Annotated in this window: 19 protein-coding genes; 12 read left to right on the plus strand and 7 right to left on the minus strand. The window is 71.6% G+C overall.

Annotated features, from left to right (window positions below; translation table 11 throughout):
- The first annotated feature begins 65 nt into the window (after nucleotides 1-65).
- From ACFVHK_RS01265 to ACFVHK_RS01290, 6 genes are all read left to right on the plus strand, one after another.
- Nucleotides 66-1,106 (plus strand): permease, encoded by a 1,041-nt coding sequence (locus ACFVHK_RS01265; protein ID WP_376927230.1) that lies wholly within the window; start codon nucleotides 66-68, stop codon nucleotides 1,104-1,106.
- Between the two features lie 4 nt (nucleotides 1,107-1,110).
- Complete coding sequence (locus ACFVHK_RS01270; protein ID WP_376927231.1) at nucleotides 1,111-1,887, plus strand: TIGR03943 family putative permease subunit; 777 nt, start codon at nucleotides 1,111-1,113, stop codon at nucleotides 1,885-1,887.
- Nucleotides 1,877-3,304: a hypothetical protein gene (locus ACFVHK_RS01275; protein ID WP_376927232.1), complete on the plus strand. Its 1,428-nt coding sequence runs from the start codon at nucleotides 1,877-1,879 to the stop codon at nucleotides 3,302-3,304. The genes ACFVHK_RS01270 and ACFVHK_RS01275 overlap by 11 nt, the downstream gene beginning before the upstream one ends.
- A gap of 227 nt (nucleotides 3,305-3,531) precedes the next feature.
- Nucleotides 3,532-4,422, plus strand: coding sequence for a serine protein kinase RIO (locus tag ACFVHK_RS01280; RefSeq protein ID WP_376927233.1), 891 nt, complete (start codon nucleotides 3,532-3,534; stop codon nucleotides 4,420-4,422).
- Nucleotides 4,423-4,544: 122 nt separating this feature from the next.
- A complete protein-coding gene (locus ACFVHK_RS01285) occupies nucleotides 4,545-5,117 on the plus strand; it encodes a YceI family protein (protein WP_376927234.1) in 573 nt (190 codons plus the stop codon).
- A 148-nt stretch (nucleotides 5,118-5,265) separates the two neighbouring features.
- Nucleotides 5,266-6,729 (plus strand): MFS transporter, encoded by a 1,464-nt coding sequence (locus tag ACFVHK_RS01290; protein ID WP_376927235.1) that lies wholly within the window; start codon nucleotides 5,266-5,268, stop codon nucleotides 6,727-6,729.
- Between the two features lie 93 nt (nucleotides 6,730-6,822).
- Here the strand turns inward: ACFVHK_RS01290 and ACFVHK_RS01295 are convergent, their stop codons facing one another.
- A complete protein-coding gene (locus ACFVHK_RS01295) occupies nucleotides 6,823-9,993 on the minus strand; it encodes an ExeM/NucH family extracellular endonuclease (RefSeq protein WP_376927236.1) in 3,171 nt (1,056 codons plus the stop codon).
- 156 nt (nucleotides 9,994-10,149) lie between these two features.
- Nucleotides 10,150-10,743 carry a MarR family winged helix-turn-helix transcriptional regulator gene (locus tag ACFVHK_RS01300; RefSeq protein ID WP_376927237.1) on the minus strand — a complete coding sequence of 198 codons (594 nt, stop codon included), beginning with the start codon at nucleotides 10,741-10,743 and terminating at the stop codon, nucleotides 10,150-10,152.
- 115 nt (nucleotides 10,744-10,858) lie between these two features.
- Between ACFVHK_RS01300 and ACFVHK_RS01305 the strand changes: the two genes are divergently transcribed.
- Complete coding sequence (locus ACFVHK_RS01305; protein ID WP_376927238.1) at nucleotides 10,859-11,710, plus strand: MarR family winged helix-turn-helix transcriptional regulator; 852 nt, start codon at nucleotides 10,859-10,861, stop codon at nucleotides 11,708-11,710.
- A 36-nt stretch (nucleotides 11,711-11,746) separates the two neighbouring features.
- Here the strand turns inward: ACFVHK_RS01305 and ACFVHK_RS01310 are convergent, their stop codons facing one another.
- The 5 genes from ACFVHK_RS01310 to ACFVHK_RS01330 all read right to left on the minus strand — a co-directional run bounded on the left by ACFVHK_RS01310 (nucleotide 11,747) and on the right by ACFVHK_RS01330 (nucleotide 16,572).
- Nucleotides 11,747-12,349 (minus strand): nucleoside deaminase, encoded by a 603-nt coding sequence (locus ACFVHK_RS01310; RefSeq protein WP_376927239.1) that lies wholly within the window; start codon nucleotides 12,347-12,349, stop codon nucleotides 11,747-11,749.
- A gap of 59 nt (nucleotides 12,350-12,408) precedes the next feature.
- Complete coding sequence (locus ACFVHK_RS01315) at nucleotides 12,409-13,209, minus strand: ABC transporter permease (RefSeq protein ID WP_129234572.1); 801 nt, start codon at nucleotides 13,207-13,209, stop codon at nucleotides 12,409-12,411.
- 10 nt (nucleotides 13,210-13,219) lie between these two features.
- Nucleotides 13,220-14,209 carry an ABC transporter permease gene (locus ACFVHK_RS01320; RefSeq protein ID WP_376927240.1) on the minus strand — a complete coding sequence of 330 codons (990 nt, stop codon included), beginning with the start codon at nucleotides 14,207-14,209 and terminating at the stop codon, nucleotides 13,220-13,222.
- A gap of 84 nt (nucleotides 14,210-14,293) precedes the next feature.
- On the minus strand, nucleotides 14,294-15,481 hold the full coding sequence (locus tag ACFVHK_RS01325; protein WP_129234570.1) for an ABC transporter substrate-binding protein: 1,188 nt from the start codon (nucleotides 15,479-15,481) through the stop codon (nucleotides 14,294-14,296).
- 41 nt (nucleotides 15,482-15,522) lie between these two features.
- Nucleotides 15,523-16,572, minus strand: coding sequence for an ABC transporter ATP-binding protein (locus ACFVHK_RS01330; protein ID WP_376927241.1), 1,050 nt, complete (start codon nucleotides 16,570-16,572; stop codon nucleotides 15,523-15,525).
- Between the two features lie 150 nt (nucleotides 16,573-16,722).
- On the opposite strand from ACFVHK_RS01330, the gene ACFVHK_RS01335 reads away from it, so the two are divergent.
- The 5 genes from ACFVHK_RS01335 (at nucleotide 16,723) to ACFVHK_RS01355 (ending at nucleotide 21,820) form a co-directional block, all read left to right on the plus strand.
- Nucleotides 16,723-17,505 (plus strand): FadR/GntR family transcriptional regulator, encoded by a 783-nt coding sequence (locus ACFVHK_RS01335; protein ID WP_376927242.1) that lies wholly within the window; start codon nucleotides 16,723-16,725, stop codon nucleotides 17,503-17,505.
- Complete coding sequence (locus ACFVHK_RS01340) at nucleotides 17,502-18,293, plus strand: PDC sensor domain-containing protein (RefSeq protein WP_376927243.1); 792 nt, start codon at nucleotides 17,502-17,504, stop codon at nucleotides 18,291-18,293. Before ACFVHK_RS01335 ends, ACFVHK_RS01340 begins: the two co-directional genes overlap by 4 nt.
- 137 nt (nucleotides 18,294-18,430) lie before the next feature.
- Entirely contained in the window at nucleotides 18,431-18,982 is a 552-nt protein-coding gene (locus ACFVHK_RS01345; protein WP_129235628.1) for a hypothetical protein, read from the plus strand.
- A gap of 92 nt (nucleotides 18,983-19,074) precedes the next feature.
- Nucleotides 19,075-20,991, plus strand: a complete 1,917-nt coding sequence (locus ACFVHK_RS01350) for a vWA domain-containing protein (protein ID WP_376927244.1) — start codon at nucleotides 19,075-19,077, stop codon at nucleotides 20,989-20,991.
- Nucleotides 20,992-21,070: 79 nt separating this feature from the next.
- Nucleotides 21,071-21,820 (plus strand): sirohydrochlorin chelatase, encoded by a 750-nt coding sequence (locus ACFVHK_RS01355; protein ID WP_376927245.1) that lies wholly within the window; start codon nucleotides 21,071-21,073, stop codon nucleotides 21,818-21,820.
- The last annotated feature ends 30 nt before the right edge of the window (nucleotides 21,821-21,850 follow it).

Consider the following 21,850-nt stretch of genomic DNA (forward strand, 5'->3'; position numbering starts at 1 on the left):
CGAGCCGCGGCTCCGGCCGCGACCCCTCCCGACCCCCGACCCCGACCCCGACCCGCCCAGGAACGATGACCTCTCCGACGACCAGGGGCCGCCGCGCCCGGATCGAGCCTGTCCGGCCGTCCCGCCGGCCGCTCGGAACGATCGGGCTCACGATCGGCATCGCGGCGGTCGCGCTGTTCGCGGCGATCCGCATCGTGACGGCGGACGACCGCAGCGACGCGCTCTCCGACGCCGTCCAGGACTTCGTCACGCTCTCGGCCAGCGTCGTGATCGAGAGCCTCCCGTTCGTCTTCCTCGGCATCGTGCTCTCCATCGCCGTGCAGCTCTGGCTGCCGCCGGACTTCCTCGTGCGACGGCTGCCGACCAACGGCGTCGTGCGGCGCGCCGTCATCTCGCTCCTCGGCATCCTGTTGCCGGTCTGCGAGTGCGGGAACGTGCCGCTCGCGCGCGGGCTCCTCCAGCGCGGGCTCACGGTCGGCGAGTCGATGACCTTCCTCCTCGCGGCGCCGATCCTGAACCCGGTCACGATCATCACGACCTACCAGGCCTTCGGATGGCAGGACGGCATCCTCGTCTGGCGCATCGTCGGCGGCTTCGTCATCGCGAACCTCGTCGGTTGGGTGTTCAGCCGGCACCCCGACCCGACCTCGCTGCTCACGCCGGCGTTCCAGGCGGCATGCGCCCGCGAACATGCGGATGCCTCGGCGAAGCCGCGACGCGGCGCGCGCATGTTCGTCGATGAGACGTCGGCGATGCTCCCCGCGCTGTTCGTGGGGTCGGCGATCGCCGGGTTCATCCAGGTCGCGGTCTCGCGCGACATCCTGATCACGCTCGGCCAGAACCCGGTGCTGAGCGTGTTCGCACTCATGCTCCTCGCCTTCGTCGTCGCACTGTGCTCGAACGTCGACGCGTTCTTCGTCCTGGCGTTCGGGTCGACCTTCATGCCCGGCGCGATCGTCGCGTTCCTCGTCTTCGGACCGATGGTCGACGTGAAGATGCTGGCGCTCATGCGCACGACGTTCACCACTCGCACGCTCGTGCAGCTGACCACGATCGTCGCGCTCGCGAGCGCCGCACTCGGGCTGGCGGTGAACCTTGCTGCATAACCTCGTGTCCCGCTGGAAGGGCGTCGCGCTCACGCTCGTCTCCGTCGTCGCAACGCTGTGGCTCGCGGCCACCGGCCAGCTCGGGTTGTACATCAACCCCGACTCCTCGGGCTTCACGGTGATCATGACGCTCATCGGCGGCATCCTCGCGCTGGCCGCGCTCGCACTCGCGCCTGCACGGGACGACCACCACGACCACGACGATCACGGGCCCGACCACCGCGATCACGAGCCCGAATCGCGTGCCGTGCGCGCGGCACCCGCCCGACGGCGGACTGCCACCGCGTCGGCGATCGTCGTCGTCGCAGGGGCGACCGTCGCGCTGCTCGTCCTCCCGCCCGCGACGCTCACCGCACGCACCGCGATGGACCGCGACGTCGAGGTCACCGCCGCCGAACTCGCCGCCGACGCACCGAGCCTCGCCGGGGCGGATCCGTCGACGTTCGACCTCTCGGACTGGGCGTTGATCGCGAACCAGTTCGACGACCCGGCCGAGTTCGGCGGGATCGAGCTCGAGCTCGCCGGGTTCGTCTCCCCGGTTCCCGGCGACCCCGACGACAGCTTCTACATCACGCGGTTCAAGATCACGCACTGCGCGATCGACGCCCAGCCGGTCGGCGTTCCGGTCCACCTGCCGGGCTGGAAGGAGCGGTTCGCGGTCGACGACTGGGTCGTCGGCACCGGCGAACTCGCCGCCGATCCGGTCGACCGGGACGGCCTGGTGCTCGTCCCCGGCACGGTGGGGGCGACCGACGAACCGGAGCAGCCGTATGTCTACTGATCCCCGGCGTCCGCGCGACCCGGGCGGGTCGCGACGTGCGGGTGCAGCCCGGTTCCGTCGCGGCCTCACCGCGACGATCGGCCTGCTCGCCGGGGCATCCGTGATCCTCGGCGCCGCGTCGCTCGCGCAGGGACCGAAGGTGACGGACGCGGCCATCGACGTCGAACGTGCCACGAAGCTCGCCGGCTCGCGACTCGTGATCGAGCTCAACCAGCCCGTCGAACGGGTCACCGGACACGTCGAGGTGACGCCGAGCGAACCCGCGGCGCTCGAGATCGACGGCGACCGGCTCATCGTGTCGTTCGAGGAACCACTGCCGTACGACGAGGCGTACACGGTGACGATCGACGGCGTGGTCGGCACGGCCCAGCCGACGGCGGCGACGATCGAGTACCGGTTCACCACGGCGGACGAACCGGTGCACACCCTCGTCCGCCGCAGTCCCGAGGGGCGACCCGATGTGGTCCGGCGCTCGTACGTGGGCGACCCGACCCCGGACGACGTGCTGGAGGCGCCTCGCCTCCGGTCGTTCGCCCACACCGGCGACGTCGTCGTCGGCGTGGCGATCGAGGACGACGGCGCGAACACGCTGCGCGTCGCCGGGATCGGGGACACGACCCAGACGGTCGCGCTGCCCGAGCCGGGAACCGTGAACTCGATCGGCGGGTCGACCACCCGACCGCTCGTCGCCTTCACGTTCAACCCCGCGGACGCCGGGGCGGAGGCGGGCTCGCAGAGCGTCCTGTACACGCTCGACGTCTCCGGGGCGACTGCCGAACCCGTGCCGGTCCTCGGTCCCGACGGCGCTCCGGTGTCCGTGAGCGACTGGGTGTTCGTCCCTGGAACGACGTCGATCGTGGTGCACGACCCGGACGGCGCGGTCTTCCTCGCGGACGCGCTCGGCCTCTCGCCCGCGCAGCCGTTGGGAACCCACACCGAGCTCCGCGGCATCCTGCCCGGGACGACCGAGCTGATCCTGGCGGATCCAGACCGCGGGACGGTCCTCGAGCTCGCGACCGGCGAGACCCGCGAGAACGTCCTGCCGTCCGCCGAGCTGCCCGACCGGGCCTACCCGGGACGCGTCGTGCAGCTCGACGGCGACGGGACCCACCTGCTCGAGGTCCTCATCGTCTCCGGTGACGGTGCGGGCTCCGTGGCGACCGAGGCGCTCCTCGCCCGGGTCGACGAGGTCGAGACGGTCGTGCTCCACGCGACCGGCGGCGACAGCCGGCGGCTCGCGACCTGCCTCTCGCCGAACGGCCGCCTGGTCGCGGTGGAGACCGCGCCGGCGCGGGCGGAATCCGACGGGTATCCCAACGCACCATCCCTCCTCGGCCGGCTCACGACCGTCGTCGACGTCGAGACCGGCGAGGTCGTGCTCACCCAGAACGGCGGCTCCTCCGACTGGTGCCACTGAGAGCCTGTACGGATGCCGCGGTGCGGCGTATGCTCATGCGGGCCGCGCCACGCGGCATCCGTCGCCCGATCGGGGCGACCCACGACGCCCGCAACGGGCCGAGACCGGAGGGAGTGAAGCGATGAACACCGTTCCTGTCGCGCGTATCGCAGACACCCTTCCCTGCGAGGCCGCCCGCTAGCATCCGCGACGGTGGCCTCCACGATCTCGGAGACACCACCGTGAACATGCTGTCGTCACTCGACGATTCCGCCGCGCGATCGCGCGCGGCATCCGCTGCGCCCTTCGGCGCGGCATCCGCCTCACTCGCCTTCTCGGACGTCGAGCCGGGCGAGGACCAACGCTGGTCCACGTGGCCGGCGACCCAGCCCAGCGAGCGCGGGCCGCAGCCGCGGCCCGACTGGCTCGTCACCTCCGCCGCGGCGATCGACACCGAGCTCGGCGTCGTGAAGACGGGCAAGGAGGCCGACCTGTGGCTCATCGAGCGGGCCGTGCCCGGCGCGCCTGCCGACGTGCCCGGCAATTCGGTGCTGCTCGCCGCGAAGCGGTACCGCAGCGCGGAGAACCGGCTCTTCCATCGCTCGGCGGTCTACACCGAGGGGCGCGGCACGCGCCGCTCCCGCGACGTTCGCGCGGTCCAGCGCTCGTCGTCGTACGGGCGCGAGGTCGCGCGCGTCGAATGGGCGTACGCGGAGTTCGCCGCGCTGTCGCGCCTGACCGAGCTGGGTGCGGCCGTGCCGTACCCGGTCCAGGTGGGCGAGACCGAGGTGCTCATGGAGTTCATCGGCGACGGGCGGGTCGCCGCCCCGCGGCTCGCCCAGGTGCGGACGACGCCGGAGGGACTGCGCGACATCTTCCAGCAGGTCGCCGCATTCATGCGCACGCTCGCGCACGCCGGCCTCGCGCACGGCGACCTCTCGCCGTACAACCTGCTCGTCGACCGGGACCGGGTCGTCGCGATCGACCTGCCGCAGGTCGTCGACGTCGTCGCGAACCCGAACGGGTTCGACCTGCTGCACCGCGACTGCGTGAACGTGTGCGAGTGGTTCACCCGGCAGCGGCTCGAGTGCGACGCGGAGGAGCTCTTCGCCGAGCTCGTCGGCGACGTGACACGCTGACGAGATGGCCGATCGGGCGGGGCGGATCGCGCCCGATCGGCCCCGTCGACCGCACATGGAGCGTCCGACCAGCCGGGGGATGAGAGACTGTGGGAGTTTTGGTGAACGACCCTGGGGAGATCATGACCGACACCGGACCCGACCTGAGCGGCGACTGGGACCTCGACCCGGCTCACACGCGCATCGGCTTCTCGGCCAAGCACGCGATGGTGGCCAACGTCCGCGGCGCCTTCAACGACGTCACCGGCGCGCTGCACGTCGACTTCGACGACCCGGACGCGTCGAAGGCCGAGATCGTGCTCAAGGTCGCGAGCATCGACACGCGCAACGCGCAGCGCGACGAGCACCTGCGCAGCGCCGACTTCTTCGACGTGGAGAAGTACCCCGACATCACGTTCCGCAGCACGCGGATCGAGGAGGTCGCCGACAACGCGCTCGTGGTGTCCGGCGACCTGACGATCCGCGACGTCACGAAGCCGATCACCATCCCGATCGAGTTCACCGGCGTGGAGACCGACGCGTTCGGCGCCCTCCGAGCCGGCTTCGAGGGCACGCGGCGCATCGACCGTCGGGAGTTCGGCCTGGAGTGGAACATGGCGCTCGACTCGGGCGGATGGCTCGTGTCGGAGAAGATCACGCTCGAGTTCGAGCTGTCGGCGATCAAGCGCGAGGGCGCCGCCGAGGCGGCCGCCTGAGGCGAGCTTCCGGGGGAACCGGCGGCGCGACGGCATCCGGCTACCGCGCACCGAGCCGGAGGCGTTAGCCTGCACGGGATCGACGCGGATCGGCCCTGACCGGGCGCGCCGTCACCGCCCGTTCACCCCACGTCGGAAGACTTCGCCCATGACCGACCAGCCCCAGTCGCCCGAACCCCCGCACCCGACCCGGCCCGGCGTCGTCACGCCCCCGCTCTCGACCGCGGAACTCCGCCCCGTGACGGGCCTCGAGCTGCAGGGTGAGCGGGTCGTCCCGAAGCGACAGGTGTGGTCGTGGGCGCTGTGGGACTGGGCGACGCAGCCGTTCAACTCGGTCATCCTCACGTTCGTATTCACGGCGCTCTACCTCACGAGCGACTGGTTCCTCGACCCAGCGGTCGCGGCGCTCGGCGAGGACGACCCGGCCTACGAGCGCGCGCTCGCCGATCTCGCGAGCGGCCTCGGCTGGGCGATCACGATCGCCGGCATCCTCATCGCCGTGCTGGCACCCGTGCTCGGTCAACGAGCGGATGTCGCGGGGCGCCGGAAGCTCTGGCTCGGCGGCGCGACGGCCGCGCTCGTGGCGTGCATGCTCGGCCTCTTCTTCGTGCAGGGGACGGCGTCGTACTTCGTGCTCGGCGTCTCGCTCATCGCGGCGGGCACGGTGTTCGGCGAGATCGCGGGCGTGAACTACAACGCGATGCTCGTGCAGGTCTCGACGCCGAAGACGGTCGGAAAGGTGTCGGGACTCGGCTGGGGGCTCGGCTACCTCGGCGGGATCGTCGCACTGGTGCTCGTGGTGGTCGCGACGGCGTTCGACTGGTGGGGGATGCCGACCGAGGACGGGCTCGTCTACCGGGTCATCGCGGTCGGCTGCGCGGTGTGGACGGTCGTGTTCGCGTGGCCGGTGCTCGTCTACGTGCCCGAGGCGCCGCCGGCGGCGGGTCGGGAACGGGTCGGGTTCTTCCGCAGCTACGGCGTGCTGGTGCAGGACATCGTGCGCCTCTGGCGCGAGTCGCGGCCGACGTTCTGGTTCCTCCTCGCCAGCGCGGTGTTCCGCGACGGGCTCGCGGGCGTCTTCGCGTTCGGCGCCGTGATCGCGGCGGTCGCGTTCCGCTTCACCCCGAACGAGGTCATGATCTTCGGCATCGCCGCGAACCTGCTCGCCGGCGTCTCGACCATCGTCGCCGGCCGGTTTGATGATCGGTTCGGTCCGCGCGCGGTCATCCTCACCGCGCTCGGCGGGCTCGTGGCCGCCGGGCTCATCGTCTTCTTCCTGCACGATGCGGGCAAGCTGCCGTTCTGGATCTTCGGCCTGATCCTCACGCTGTTCGTCGGCCCCGCGCAGGCGGCCTCGCGCTCGTTCCTCGCGCGGGTCACGCCGGCCGGTCGCGAGAGCGAGATCTTCGGGCTCTACGCGACCACGGGCCGCGCTGCGAGCTTCCTCTCGCCGATGCTGTGGTCGGCGTTCATCGTGATCTTCGGCGCGACGTACTGGGGCGTGCTCGGCATCGTGCTCGTGCTCGCCGCCGGGCTGGTGCTCATGCTGTTCGTCCGCGTGCCGCAGCGGGCGACGGATGTCGCGGCCGCGGGTCCCACGTCGGGGGCGTAGCCGACGGCGCCGGGCGAAGAACGGCCCGGACACGGCGACGGCGCGTCGCCCCGGGGAGGGGAGCGACGCGCCGTCGGGTTTCCGGAGGCGGGACTACGGTCCGACCGTGACGGTCACCTCCTGCGTGGTGGTGTTGCCGCTCGGGTCGGTCGCCTCGAACAGGAACGTGTACACGGCGCCCTGGCGGGCGAGCACGCGCGCCTCGGTCGTGGAGACGACCTCGACGTCGGCCTTGTGACCCTCGCCCGTGGCCTCGACCAGTTCGACCTCGACCTCGCCGGAGTCGTCCGACGCGTCGATGTCGAACGCGACGGTCTGCCACTTGGCGTTCGGCGGGAAGACCAGCTCCGGGTCGACCGTCACCGAGAGCTCGGGCGCGATGAAGTCGAACCCGACGATCACCGGGTCGTGGTCGCTCGAGCGGTACGCGTCGGGCGCGTAGAGCGCGTCCTGTGCCGGCTTCTTGAACGTCATGTCGTAGTCGATCAGGCTCGGCTCGTCGGCGTTGATCGACCACGTCGACGCCCCGGTGACCTGCGCCACGAGGCCGGGGCCCGCGAGCGCGTGGTCGAGGTAGCCGAGCTGGCCGTCGAAGACGTACGAATAGGCGAACTCGCCCTGCTCCTGGAGCAGCAGGTCGGTGTAGCCGGCTGCCGTCAGTGCCTGGATCGGGTCCTCCTTGTCGTAGGCGTTCAGGTCGCCGATGATGAGGTCGCGGCCCGGCTCTGCACCGGTCGGGCCGGTGGCCAGCCACTCGGCGAGGGCCTCGGCCGCGCGGGTGCGCACGCCGTTGCAGTTGCCCTGGCCGTCGCCCTGGTCGGGGTCCTCGGCGCAGGCGGAGCCCTTCGACTTGAGGTGGTTCACGACGACGGTGACCTCGGCACCCGAATCGACGTCGGCGAACGTCTGGGCGAGGGCCGGCCGGTTGCGGTCGTCGTCGAAGTCGGGGTCGACGGTGCTGTCGAGCACCGCGTGGTCGCCGACCGGCTCCACCGCGCCCGGCTTGTAGATGAACGCGGTCGTGATGACGTCGGTCCCGAGGATCCCGGTGTCGATCGCGGCGTACACCTCCTCGCCGAGGGCGGCGTTGATCGCGTCCGTGAGTGCCTGGACCGCGGTGCCGTTGTTCTCGATCTCGATGAGCCCGACGACGTCGGCGTCGATCTCCGTGATCGCGCTGACGATCTTCGCCTGCTGGCGCTCGAACTCCTCGGCGGTGTCGGCACCACGTGAGCCCAGCGTCGTGAAGTAGTTCAGGACGTTGAAGCTCGAGACCGTGAAGTTGCCGCCGACCTCGGGCACGTCCGTGCGCGGGTTGACCGATTCGAACCCGGCGCCCTGCGTCGGCTGGATCGCCCAGGTGTCGAAGCGGTAGTCGAGCACGCCGGTGGCATCCGAGACGAGGTCGCCGCCGCGGAAGGTGTTCTCGAGGGTGAACTCCTCGCCGTTCGGGTGGATCGCGGGGTCCGGGTTCTCCGCGCTCCGACCGTCGTCGAGTCCGATGCGGTTGAGCTCGTTCTCCTCGGCGAGGGCGATCGCCTCTGCGCTTCCGGGTTCGTGCACCGCGGTCGGCTGCATCTGGCGATCGGTGCCGAGCATCACGGTGCCGTAGCGGCCGAACTCGAAGAACTCGAGGATCGCGAGATCCTGCGGGAGCGTCACGTGCATGCCCTCGAGGGACTCCTTCGCCTCCGGCGTGGCCGGCAGGGTCAGTTCGGCGGCGGGCGGGAGCGCGAGTCCGGACTCGCAGATCGAGTTGGACGCTGCGGTGATCTCGGTCATGCCGAAGTACTCGCTCACCGTTCCGGTGATGTGCACGAGGTCGCCCTCGGCGACGTCCAGGCCGTTCTGGACGTAGACGAAGATGCCGTCGGAGGTGGCCGGGTCGGCGTCACCGGCATCCTGCAGGTAGTAGCCGTCGAAGCCGCCGTCCTGGAAGTCGCCGACGACGACGCCCTCGATCTCGACGGACGAGCCGACCACCGGCGATGCGTCGCCTGCGCCCTGCACCGAGCCGATCGTGACCGTGGCCGCGTTGCAGTCGGCCGGCGGCAGCGGCACGACGACGACGCTCAGCGAATTCCGCGCGCCCGGGGTGTTCGCCGCCTCACCGTCGATGAGGGTGCCGGGGAACCCGGGGATGCCGGCCCGGTCGAAGTCGTTGCGGACCCAGTCGTTCGTCGAGCCCGTGTCGGTGCCGTCGGGGATCCGGGACGCGCCGCCGGGAGCGAAGGAGAGACCGTCGTAGCCGACGGTGAGGACGGTGTCGCCGTACGCGAGGTCGCCGGATCCGCCGTCGTTCACGGCAATGGAGTCGAGGATCTCGAATCCGGCCGTGTCGATGGCTCCGTCGTCGTCGGCGTCGAGGTCGTCCCCGAGCGCGCCGGTGAAGCCGCTGACGAGCAGCAACGAGATCGTGCCGTTCTCGAGCGCGTTCGCGGGCAGCCAGGTGAGCGAGCGGCCGCTGTCGTCGGCCGGCTCGAGCGCGATGACCTCGTCGATGACGCCCATCGAGGAGTTCGAGTCGCCCTCGACCTCGAGGACGCGGTAGCCGCTGACATCCGTTCCCGGCTCCACGAGGATCTCGACGTATTCGGTGTCGGTACCGGCGGTCGAGGCGGAGAACTCGTTGATCACGGACGGCTGCGGGCCGGACTCGCCACAGGCGACCGTGTGCGAGCCGAGGCCGTCGAAGGTGTTCACGGCGAATCCGGTCCACTCGATCGCCGGGTCGAACACGTCGTCCACGATGGCGTCGCCGACGCAGACGTTCGCGTTGCGTCGGATCGTGTTGTCCTGGGTCGAGGTGAGGCCGGCACCCCACTCGCTGCCCGGGTCGAATCCGACCTCGCCGAGCGAGTCGACGACGGCTCCGTCGTGCTTCAGGACGATCGCGTCGTCGCCGTTCCACAGGCTGCTCGACGTGATCTGGTCCGCATACGCGCCGAGGTCCTCGTCGGCGAAGACGAAGGCGTCGCCGGCGGCGACGGTGCCCGTCAGTGCGAAGGTGCCGCCGGACGTCGCGGTCGCGCTGCCGTTGAAGTAGACCTCGAGGGAGTAGCCCGCGAGCGGCACGTCGGCGTCGGTCGGGTTGTAGAGTTCGACCGCCTTGTTGAAGGACGACCCCTCGACGTATTCGCTGATGATGAGGTCGGTCGGGTCTCCCTCTGCGGCGATCGCGGCACCGGCCGGCACCGCGATTCCCACCCCCAGCAGGGCAGCCGCAGTGAGCCCCACGGTCAGGCGTTGGACGGGTCGTTGCATCTCGGCACCTCCGGCACACGCCAGGGGGCCACCCTGACCCCCGGACGGCGTCAGCCTATGGAGGTCCCGGTCGATCGGGAACCCCTGTCGCGAGACGTTCACGCAGTGCCCGCAAATGTGCAGATGCCGGCCACTGGCATGCTCACATGAGCAGGGTCAGGAGTGCGGCGGATGTGCTCGACGAAGGCCGTCCGCGAACCGGCCCAGCAGGTCCGCGAAGCGTGCGCGGTCCTCGTCGCTGAAACCCTCGAGCGCGGACTCGATCGCGCGACGCCGATTCGAGTTCGCCGCGTGCACCGCCTCGCGACCCTCCTCGGTGATGCGGATGCGGGTACGACGAGCATCCTCGGGATCGGCCTCGCGGACCACGAGCCCGTCGTCGACCGCCGCCTGCACGAGTCGGCTCGCCCGGGGCTGGTCGACGCCGATCGCGCCGGCGAGTTCGGTCACCGACATCGGCCGGTCCGCCGCGTCGAGCATGGCCAGGAGCCGTGCGCGGGCGACCGGGCCGACGCGGAACTCCCAGGGGCCGCGTGGACCGCCGCGACCGCCGGGCCCCCCGCGCCCGAACGGCGCACCGAACGGACCGCCGTGGCGGTGCGGCTCGTCCGCGCCGTGAGCGTGGCCGCCGCCGTGCCCGTGCGGACCGCCGCCCCACGACGGTCGGCCGCCCCTCCTGAGCGACGCGAGCGCCTGCTCGATGCGGTCGACCGCGTCGCCCCGACCGTTCGCGCCGTCCTGTTCGCTCATGCGTCCAGATTACATGTCACTTGACATGTGAAGTGACTGCATGTCATAGTGCATATTCATGTCATGCGACATGCACCGCCGGTGAGCGCATCACCGTCGCCACGAGAGGATTCCCATGAACACCCACGACAGCTACGAAGACCACGACCACCACGACCGGCGCGGCGAGGCCGACGGGGCCGACGGCGCGCACGGCGCGCACGAGCCGCCGACCGGCGGCGTCCGCCCCCTCGGCTTCTGGCTGAAGGTCGTCGAGCGGCGCATCGCCGCCGAGGTCGATGCCGCCCTCGCCGACGAGGGCGTGAGCCTGCGCGACTGGCGCCGGCTCAACCTCGTCGCCGGCGAGGTCCGCGACGAGCGACTCGCCGAACGTCTCGCCGCCCGGCCGCACAAGCTCGACGACCTCGTCGAGCGCGGCTGGATCGTCGGCGAGCCGGGCGACTGGACGCTGACCGACACCGGGCGCGACGTGCTCGACGCGCTCACCGAGCGCGTGCGGGCCGTCCGCGACCGCGTGCGCTCGAGCGTCACCGAGGAGGAGTACGCGACGATGACCGCCTCGCTCGAGGCGATCGCCCGCGAGCTCGGCTGGAACGAGTCGACGCCCGAGCCGCGTCGCCGTCGAGGCGGGCCCGGCTTCCGCCGCGGCTTCGGCGGCAGGCCGTGGATGCGGCGCGGCGCGACCGGATGGGGCGCACCGCCCTGGGCCGTCGCGGCGCCCCACGGCGGACCGATGCGGCATCCGTCGGCGCTCGACCACCGCCCCGGTGATGACGCCGATGCCTGCGAGCACGGCCACGACGTGCACCGGCGCGGGCACCGCCACGGACACGGGCACGGGCGTGGACGGCGTCGCGACGACGTCCACGTGCACGTCCACGTGCACCACGACGGCGACCGTCACCACGACGATCACGGCCCCGGTCGCGCTCGGCGTCGCGGCGGCCACGACCGCCACGACACCTGACCACCGTCGAGTCGCGCCACCGCGGCGCGGCCGGGCCTACCGCTCGGTCGCGCCGCGCGCGTTGTAGACGACCGCGTCCGACGCGCCGAACGCGCGGAACACCTCGATCGCCTCGCCGCGACGCACCCCCGAATGCACGCGGATCCCGCGCCGCTCGAACTCGCCCTTCCAGTCGGCGGGCATGGGTCCCTCGTCGAATCCCGTGAGCCGTTCGCACTCCTCGCCGTCGCCGGCGATGACGAGGCGGCGCACGCCCGACCACATGGCCGCGCCGTAGCACATCACGCACGGCGCCCAGTTGACGACGAGCTCGAGTTCGGCGCCTCCGGCGCCGAGGTCCCACCGGCCGAGCCGCCGCTGCGCGAGCGAGAGCGCCGTCACCTCGGCGTGCAGCGAGCTCAACCCGTTCGAGAGCACGAGGTTCACCCCGGCCGACACGAGTTCGCCGGATGCCGCGTCGACGACCAGCGCGGCGAACGGACCGCCGCTGCCCGCCCGCCAGTTCCGGTCCGCGAGCTCGATCGCGAGCGACATCCGCGCCGCGTCGTCGGGCAACGGTGCGGCCGCGAGCCGGGGCAGGTCGTCGACCAGCCACTCGGGCAGCGATGCGGAGAATGACGACGTCGGCGTGGCATCCATGCGCCCATTCTCCACCCGGGCGGAGGCGGAGCGTGGGGGTCGCGGCTCCGCCCCCGCGGTCAGCGGCGCTTCTGCTCGTCGCCCGACAGCCGCTGCGCGAGCCAGATCGGGATGATCGACACGAGCACGAGCACGACCGCGATGACCGAGACGATCGGCGCCTGGCTCGGCCGGAACATGTTGTTCAGGATGAAGATCGGCAACGTGGTCACGCCCGACCCGGCGGTGAACGTGGTCACGATGATCTCGTCGAACGAGAGCGCGAACGCGAGCAGGCCGCCCGCCAGCAGCGCCGATCGGAGCTGCGGGAAGGTCACGAGCCGGAAGGTGGTCCAGACGCCCGCGCCGAGGTCGGCCGACGCCTCCTCGAGCTTCGTGCCGGTGCGGCGCAGCCGCGCGATGACGTTGTTGAACACGGTCACGATGCAGAACGTGGCGTGCGCGATGATCACCGTCCAGATCGACAGTGGCACGCCCATGATCGTGCGGAAGAAGTTGTTCAGGGCGATACCGGTGATGATGCCGGGCAGCGCGATCGGCAGGATCACGAGCAGGTTCACGGTGTGGCGGCCGAAGAAGTCGAACCGCTGCAGCGCGAACGAGATGAGCGTGCCGAGCACCAGCGCGATCGCGGTCGAGATGACCGCGACGAACACGCTCGTGCCGACGGCCTCCATCGCGCCCGCGGACTGGAACGCCCGCTGCCACCACTCGAGCGTGAAGCCGGGCGGCGGCCAGCTGAGCGACGTCGAGGTCGAGAACGAGTTCACGAGCACGACGCCGAGCGGCACGTACACGATCACGAGGATGAGGCCGGCCACGACGGCGAGCGTCGTGCGCGAAAGTCGGGAGAGTCGCATCCGTCGCCCCTTAGAGGTTGTCGAGGGCACCCGTGCGACGCACGAGCGCGAGGTAGCCGAAGATGATCGCGATCGGGATGAGGGCGATCGCCGACGCGAGCGGCAGGTTGTTCGCCGCGCCCACGTTCGTGTAGACGAGGTTTCCGAGCATCTGGTTCGCGCCGCCGACGATGTTCACCGTGATGTAGTCGCCGAGCGAGAGCGAGAAGCTGAAGATGGTTCCGGCGATGATCGCGGGCAGCGCCATCGGGAAGACCACGTGGCGGATGGTCGGCCAGGTCTTGCCGCCCAGGTCGGCGGATGCCTCGAGCAGCGAGTCGGGCACGCGCTCGAGCCCCGCGAAGATCGGCAGGATCACGTACGGCAGCCACAGGTACGACAGCGTGATGACCGTGGCGGGCAGGCCGTAGCCGGGCGTGTGCAGCCCGAACGGCGCGAGCACCCACTCGAGGATGCCGTCCTGCGAGAGCACCGAACGCCAGGCGTAGGCCTTCACGAGGTAGCTCGCCCAGAGCGGCATGAGCACGGCGATGACGAGGATCCGGCGGGCGCGGGGCGAGGCGACCTTCGCCATGTAGAACGCGATGGGCAGCGCCAGTGCGACGTCGATGATCGTGACGAGGAGCGCGACGCCGATCGTCCGGAAGGTCACCGTCTGGTACAGCGAGCCGGTGAGCACCGTGATGACGTTGTCGAGCGTCCACTCGGTCGTGATCTCGCCGGTGAAGCTGTTCACCGACCAGAACGCCGTGACGAGCAGGGCGGCCAGCGCGACGACGTAGACGAGCCCGAGCCAGAAGAGCGGTGCCGCGAGGAGGAACCCGAGGCGCACCCGGGGGTGCGCGCTGAGGAACACCGACGCACGGCGTGCCGGGGTCGCCTTCGGCCGCGGGATGCCGCGCCGGGGCGCTCCACCGGGGGCGGAGCCGGCCTGAGCGGGCTCGGGCGGTCCGGATGCCTCGCCGCGAGCGGATGCCGGTGCCGTCGCGTTCATCGTCATGCTGCTTCCTGTCGGGTGGTGCCGGGACGGGGGTGTGCGGGCCGGGGAGGGAGGGAGTCTCCCCGGCCCGCGGTGGAGACCAGGTCAGCCCTTGATCTCCTGCCACGCAGCGGTCCACTGCGCGTAGTCGACGCACTCGACGTCGGTGCGGCCGTCGACGCACTCGGCGATCGGCGTCGTCCAGTACCAGATCTGCGAGGCGTACTCCTCGTCACCGGCGTGGTAGGCCTCGCAGTCGTCGCGGTACTCGCAGGCCTCCTGGCTCGAGGGCGCCTCGCCGAAGTAGGACGTCGCGGTCGCGTTCGCCTCGGGGCTGGCGATGTAGTCGAGCCACATGTAGGCGCAGTTCACGTTGGCGGCGTCGGAGGCGACCATCCAGGTGTCCGACCAGCCGGTCGCGCCCTCTTCGGGGAGGACGACCTCGGTCGGCGCACCCGAGCCGGCGAGCACGTTCTGGATGACCTGCCAGGTCGTGCCGACGACCGAGTCGCCGGTCTCGAAGGCCTGGATCTCCTTGAGGTAGTCGGACCAGTACTCGCCGACCGATTCGCGCTGCACCTTGAGCAGGTCGACCGCGGCCTGGAACTGCTCCTCGTCGAGGGCGTAGGGGTTCTCGATGCCGAGCTCGGGCTGGTGGGTCATGAGGTAGACGGCGGCGTCGGCGATGTAGATCGGCGAGTCGTAGGCGGTCACCTTGCCGGCGTTCTCGCTGGCCTTGTCGAACACGACGTCCCACGAGGTCGGGGCCTCGTCGAAGGCCTCCGTGCTGTACATGAGCAGGTTGGCGCCGTAGCCGTGCGGCACGCCGTAGCTCTGCCCGTCGACCGAGTTCCACTCCTTCTCCTTGAGGAAGTCGAAGACGCCCTCGTAGTTCGGGATGAGGTCGGTGTTGACGGGAGCCACGTCGCCGCCGGCGATGAGCCGGAGCGTGGCGTCGCCCGATGCGGCGACGACGTCGTACTCGCCGGTCTTCATGAGGTTCACGGCCTCGTCGGACGTGCCGTAGGTCTTGGACGTGACCTCGCAGCCGGTCTCCTCCTCGAAGGGCGTGACCCAGTCGACGTCCGGGCTGTTCGAGCCGTCCTCGACGTAGCCGGGCCACGCGAGGATCGAGACCTGGCCCTCGGCCTCGCCGAGCTCGGTGAGCGCGTCGTCGGTCGATGCGGAGTCGCCCGAGGTGGTGCCGCAGGCGGTCAGGGTGAGCAGGGCGATCGAGCCGATCGCCAGGCCGACGGTCGCGCCGCGGCGCGCCGTGCGCGGGGTGCGCATCATGGTTCTCTCCTGGTTCTGTGTGTTGTGGTGTGGTGCAGGCTTCATGCGGCCGGCGCGGACGAGGCATCCGCCCCGCCGAGCGCGACGACGTCGTCGTCGTGCCAGCTGACGACCACGCGGTCGCCGCGTTCGTCGTCGTGGACGCGATTGCGGTCGTTCTGCTCGAGCACGCTCACGCGAACGCCGGCGTCGAGGTCGACGACGAGGCGGATGCCGCTGCCGAGGTAGATCGTCTCGACGACGGTGCCGGGGGCGTTGCGCACGTCTGCCCCGGTCTCGCCCGAGCCGACGGCCATCTTCTCGGGGCGGACCGAGTGCACGCCGCCGCGACCGAGGAGCGCGCGCGAGACGGCGTCGTCGAAGAGGTTCGACGTGCCGACGAAGTCGGCGACGAAGCGCGAGCCGGGTCGCTCGTAGAGCTCGGCGGGCGTGCCGAGCTGCTCGATGCGCCCGTCGTTGAAGACGGCGACGCGGTCGGAGAGCGTCAGCGCCTCCTCCTGGTCGTGCGTGACGAAGATGAAGGTGATGCCGAGCTCGCGCTGGATCTCCTTCAGCTCGACCTGCATCTGCTCGCGGAGCTTCAGGTCGAGCGCGCCGAGCGGCTCGTCGAGGAGCAGGACCTTGGGCTGGACGACGGTCGCTCGGGCGAGCGCGACGCGCTGCCGCTGGCCGCCGGAGAGCTGCGACGGCTTGCGGTCGCCCATCTGCTCCAGGCGCACCGATGCGAGGGCGCGCCGGGCGCGCTCGATGCGCTCCTTCCGCCCGATGCCGCGGACGCGGAGGCCGTAGGCGACGTTCTCGAGCACGCTCATGTGCGGGAACAGCGCGTAGTCCTGGAAGACCGTGTTCACGTCGCGGTCGAACGGCGCGCGCTTCGTGACGTCGTCGCCGAAGAGCTCGATCGTGCCGCTCGTGGGCTGCTCGAAGCCGGCGATGAGCCGGAGGACGGTGGTCTTGCCGGAGCCCGAGGGTCCCAGCATGGAGAAGAACTCCCCCGCGGCGATCTCGAGATCGACGTGGTCGACGGCGGTGACGGCTCCGAACTCCTTGGTGAGTCCGGTGAGCCGGATGGCCGGCTGCGGGTCGGTCATGGGCCTCTCCTTCGATGGCGTGTGGTTAATCATATGAAGCCATATGTCATAGTCCAGAGGTTCGTGTTACGGTCGCATCACGGAATCGCCCGCGACCGTCCCCAGTCCGGGGGGTGAGGGGATCCGCGGGCGCACGATCGAGGAGGACGGATGCCGCACGCCACCGCGCGCGCCGACGCCGCCCGCGCCGTCGTCTTCTCGCCGCTCGAGGGCGCCGGAAGGGCCGAGCTGGTCGAGCAGCGCCTGACCGACGCGATCGCCTCGGGCGTGCTGCGCGACGGCGAACGCCTCCCCAGCGAGGCCGACCTCGCCAAGTTCCTCGGGGTCGCCCCCGTCACCGCGCGCGAGGCGCTCGTCGCACTCCGGCACAAGGGACTCGTGCGCACGCGCCGGGGCCGGGACGGCGGCAGCTTCGTCACCTACGACGACGACGTCTCGCTCCGACTGACCGAGGAGCGCGTCCGTGCGCTCAGCCGCATCGAGCTGCGCGACCTCTCGCTCCACTACGCCGCCATCGCCGGCATGGCGGCCGAGGTCGCGGCCGATCGCGCGAGCGACGACGACCTCCAGAGCCTCGTGGAGATCGACGCGCGAGCCGACCTCGCCACCCCCGGCGGCGCCCGCCGCGCGGTCGGCCGGTTCCAGCTCGAGGTCGCCGCGATCAGCCAGTCGCCCCGGCTCGTCCACGAGGAGCTGCGCCTGCAGGCCGAGACGGGCGCCCTGCTCTGGATGTGCCTGCGCGAACAGGAGTACCGTGACCGCACGAGGGAGCACCGCCTCGAGGTGATCGCCGCGATGCGAGCGGCGGACGGCGCATCCGCCCGCCGATCGACGACGACCCACATCGGCTCGGCGGTGGAATGGCTCATCGACGAGAAGGTGCGGCTCGAAGCGGGGCCGCCCATCGCGCACGAGGAAGGGAGCGCGTCATGACGCAGGCACTCGCCACGGGCGCCGCCGCGATCGCCCGGCGCATCGCCGACGTGATCGACCCGGTGTTCGCCCTCATCGACGGCTGGCAGCAGGGACTCCGGGCGCGGCTCGCGTCCGAGCCCGAACCCCGAGCCGCCGACCTCGACCCCGCCGTCGCTGCAACCGTCGCCGCCGAACTCGACCGACCCGGCACGCTCATCACGGGCGCCGGCTTCGTCGCCGCGCCGGGCTACCTGGCCGATGCGCCCTGGCACCTCGCCTGGTGGCTGAGCGACGGCAACCCCTTCCGCGGGGTGCCGGCACGCGGCATCCGTCGCCTCGACGCGGTGAGCGACCCCGACGCCGAGTCGTTCCGCGACTACACCACGCTCGAATGGTGGCGCGTGCCCGAGCGCACCGGCACGAGGCACCTGACCGGGCCCTACGTCGACTACCTCTGCACCGACGACTACACCGTGACCGTGACGACCCCGGTGACCGTCGACGGCGAGATGGTCGGGCTCGTCGGCGCCGACATGTACGTGGCCCGGCTGGAGCAGGCCCTCGCGCCCGTGCTGCGCGACGCCGACCGCACCCTCACGGTCGTGAACGCATCCGGTCGCATCGTCGCCTCGACCGACCCGCACCGCGCGACCGGCGCCCTCCTGCGCCTCGAAGGACTGCCCGAGGCGCTCGCACCGCTGCGCGGAGCCGAGGCCGAGGGACGCGCGACCGGCGCCGCGCGCCTGGCGAGCGGTGCGGACGTCGTGCCCTGCGGCGACACCTCGCTCGCGCTCGTCGCCGAGTAGCGGCATCCGATCGCCCCGCCTCGGGTCGCAACCCCGATGGAGCGCGCCCGAAACACGCGCCCGATAGGGTGATGGCCAGCGGAACGGGGTGCGCACGCGCCAGCGCGTGCGACTGACGAGAGGCCGGCGCTCGGCTCGTGACGACGATCAAGCAGAAGCAGGCACGCAGGCGGCGGGGACGCGCCGTCGCGTACGGTGCGGTGTCCGCGGCCTGGGCGCTGACCGTCTGGCTCAGCGCCATCCTCAGCCCACCGGACTGGCTGCACGGCGTCGCCCTGTTCGTGCACCTCGCGTCGCTCGTCGTCGGGCTCGGCGCCGTGCTCATGATCGAGTGGCACGCACTCCTCTGGGCGACCGGATGGAGCACCGTGCGCGAACTGCGCCAGGCCGACCGCACGATGATCCTGCCGGTCTGGGCCGGACTCGGCGGACTGCTCGCGAGCGGCGCGCTGCTCGAGCCCGACCTCACGTCCACGCCGACCCAGGTCAAGCTTGCCGCCGTGCTGGTGCTGAGCCTCAACGGCGTCGCGTTGACGCGCTGGACCTCGGACCTCGCGCGCCTGCCGCCGACCGCACGCTTCCGAGCGCTCCCGCGCGGCGTGCGGACGTGGTTCGTCGTGAGCGCCCTGGTGTCGCAGGCGGCGTGGTGGACGGCCGTCCTCATCGGCCTCCTCAACGCGACCGGCTGAGCCGTCGCAGGGGGTGCGTGGACGTTCCCTGCGAGGTCGCAGCCTGCTGAGCTAGGCTCACGATCGAGCCAGCCGTCCCGACTGGAGGAACGATGCCCGACGCGCCGAGCAGCGTCCCGTACCGACGCGACCGCAGCCGACTGCGCGAGGAGCGCCGTCGGCGTCGGCGACGCGGCATGTGGATGGGCATCGCCGCAGCCGTCATCGCCGTCCTCGTCATCGGCGGGGCCATCACCGCGATGGTCGTCGCGAACCAGGGCAGTGGGCCGGCGGCCGCGCCGAGCGAGGCGGCCGAGCCGGAGCCCATCGTCTTCCCCGACGACGAGCCCGCGGCGGAACCCGGCGCCGAGCCCTGCACGACGGTGTCGGTGCTGTCGTCCTTCGAGAACGCCGAGATGGTCGAACGCCTCGCCGAGGGATACAACGCCGAGCCGCGCGACGTCGACGGCTCATGCGTCACGGTCGTCGCCGCGAAGGACAAGTCGGGCATCGCGGCCGAGGAGGCCGCCGTCGGATTCACCGAGACCCCCGAGGACGAGCGGCCCGTCGTGTGGATCCCCGACGCCCGATCGTGGCTCGGCGTCGCGCGCGAAGGGGGCGGGAGCGCGAACGTCCCGGCCGAGGGGACGAGCATCGGCTCGTCCGACATCGTGCTCGCCATGCCCGAACCGCTCGCGGCGGCGATCGGCTGGGACGAGGAGCCGCCCACCTGGACCGACGTCTTCGAGACCGCCGACGACGCCGCGGTCTGGACCGACCTCGACCACCCGGAGTGGGGCGAGTTCAAGCTCGGCAAGACCAGCCCGGTCATCGCGAGCTCGGGCGAAGCCGCCATGCTCGCCTCCTACGGGGCGGCGGCGGGGTCGCTCGCCGACCTCACGGCCGCCGAGATCACCGACGACGAGATCTCCGACGAGGTGAAGCAGCACGAGCTCGCGACGAGCCACTACATGGCCACGCCCGAGCACTTCCTCTGGCACGCCAGGCAATCCGCCGACGCCGGGGGGTCGGCCGCCGACTTCCTCTCGGCCGTGATCGTCGACGAGAAGTCGGTCTGGGACTACAACCGGGGCATCACCAGCCGCGACGGAGTCACGCGCATCGAGACCGACCCGCCCGCCGAGCAGCTCGTGCCGATCTACCCGAGCGACGGCTACTACGTCGCCGACAACCCCGCCGTCGTGCTCACCGGCTCCTGGGTCGACGAGGGCGAGGCCGCCGCGGCCGAGGACTTCCTGCGCTTCACAGGCACGAAGGAGGGTCAGGCCATCGTGCGCGAGGCCGGCTATCGCGACCTCAACGGAGAGCTCGACTCCGAGGTCGAGCAGGTCGGCGCACTCGCCGAGTCGACCGATGCCGGCCTCCCCTTCCCCGAGCAGCAGGTGGTCGTGGCCATGCACGAGGCGTTCCCCGAGGTCCGCAAGCGGGCCAACGTCCTCTTCCTGCTCGATGTCTCCGGGTCGATGGGCGACCCCATCGAGACCGGCGAGTCGAAGCTCGAAGCCGCGAAGCAGGCGGTCGAGCTGTCCCTCGACCACTTCTCCGCCGGCGACAACGTCGGGCTCGCGGCGTTCTCCGAGGTCGACGCGCAGGCGCTCGCCCCCGGCGAGGTCAGCGCCGTCGCCGACATCGCCGACACGCGCGACCGGTTCGAGTCGGCGTTGGGCGGCCTGAAGCCGATCGAGTGGACGCCGCTGTACGAGGCGGTCGACACGTTCGCGAAGCAGCAGGCCGAGGACTACGACCGCGATCGCATCAACGCGATCGTGCTGCTCAGCGACGGGCGCAACGAGACCGAGGCGCCGAGCACGTCGTCGCAGCAGATGCTCGACACGCTCGAGGAGCTGCACCACTCGACCCCGGTGCTCGTCTTCACGCTCGCCTACGGCGCCGACGCCGACGTCGACACGCTCCGGGCGATCTCCGGCGCGACCGGTGCGCACTACTACGACGCGACCGACCCGACCGAGGTCGACGAGGTCCTCGGCGAGCTCGTCACGAGCTTCTGAGCGGCGGCCGTCGCTCGGTCGGCGCGTCATCCGGCGTGACAGGCGCGCGCCTCGCGCGCGAGGGTGCCAGCATGGGCGGATGACGCCTCGACGCCCGCCCGCGCTCGTCGCCGTGTCGCACGGCACCTCCTCGCCCGAGGGGCGCGCCGCGGTGCGCGGCCTGTACGACGCCGTCATCGCGGCGGTCGCCGAGCGGTGGCCGGATACCACGCCCGAGACCCGCCTCTGCCACGTCGACGTCGAGCAGCCCGACGTGCCGGCCGCGCTCGACACGCTCCCGGAGGGCGAGCCCGCCGTGATCGTCCCCCTGCTGCTGTCGGCGGGCTACCACGTGCACGTGGACCTCGCCGAGGCGGCGGCCGAGGCCCGCGACGGCGGTCGCGAGGTCGTGGTCGCCGACGCCCTCGGCCCCGACGACCGGCTGGTCGCGGTGCTGCGACGCCGGCTCGCCGAGGCCGGCGCCGCCGCCGACGACCCGGTCGTGCTCGTCGTCGCGGGATCGAGCGACGCGCGCGCCGTCGAGGCCTGCGCGCGCGTGCGCGACGCGCTGGCCGGGGCATCCGTCGCCGACGTCTCGATCGGGTTCCTCTCGGCCGCAGAACCGCGGCTGCCCGACGCGATCACCGCAGCCCGGGCCGCGCGCGGGACCGGTTCGCGGGTCGCCGCCGCCAGCTACCTGCTCGCGCCCGGGTACTTCCAGGACCTCGCGGCGAGCGCCGTGCCCGACGTGCTCGCCGAGCCGCTGCTGCGTCCGGACGACGCGCCGCCCGAGCTCGTTGACGTCGTGCTCGACCGCTTCGCGGCATCCGTCGCGGCCCTCGCCGGCTGACCCGCGGGCTCGCCCGCCGCACGTCATATT

The organism is Agromyces binzhouensis, assembly GCF_042672355.1.
Taxonomy (GTDB): domain Bacteria; phylum Actinomycetota; class Actinomycetes; order Actinomycetales; family Microbacteriaceae; genus Agromyces; species Agromyces binzhouensis.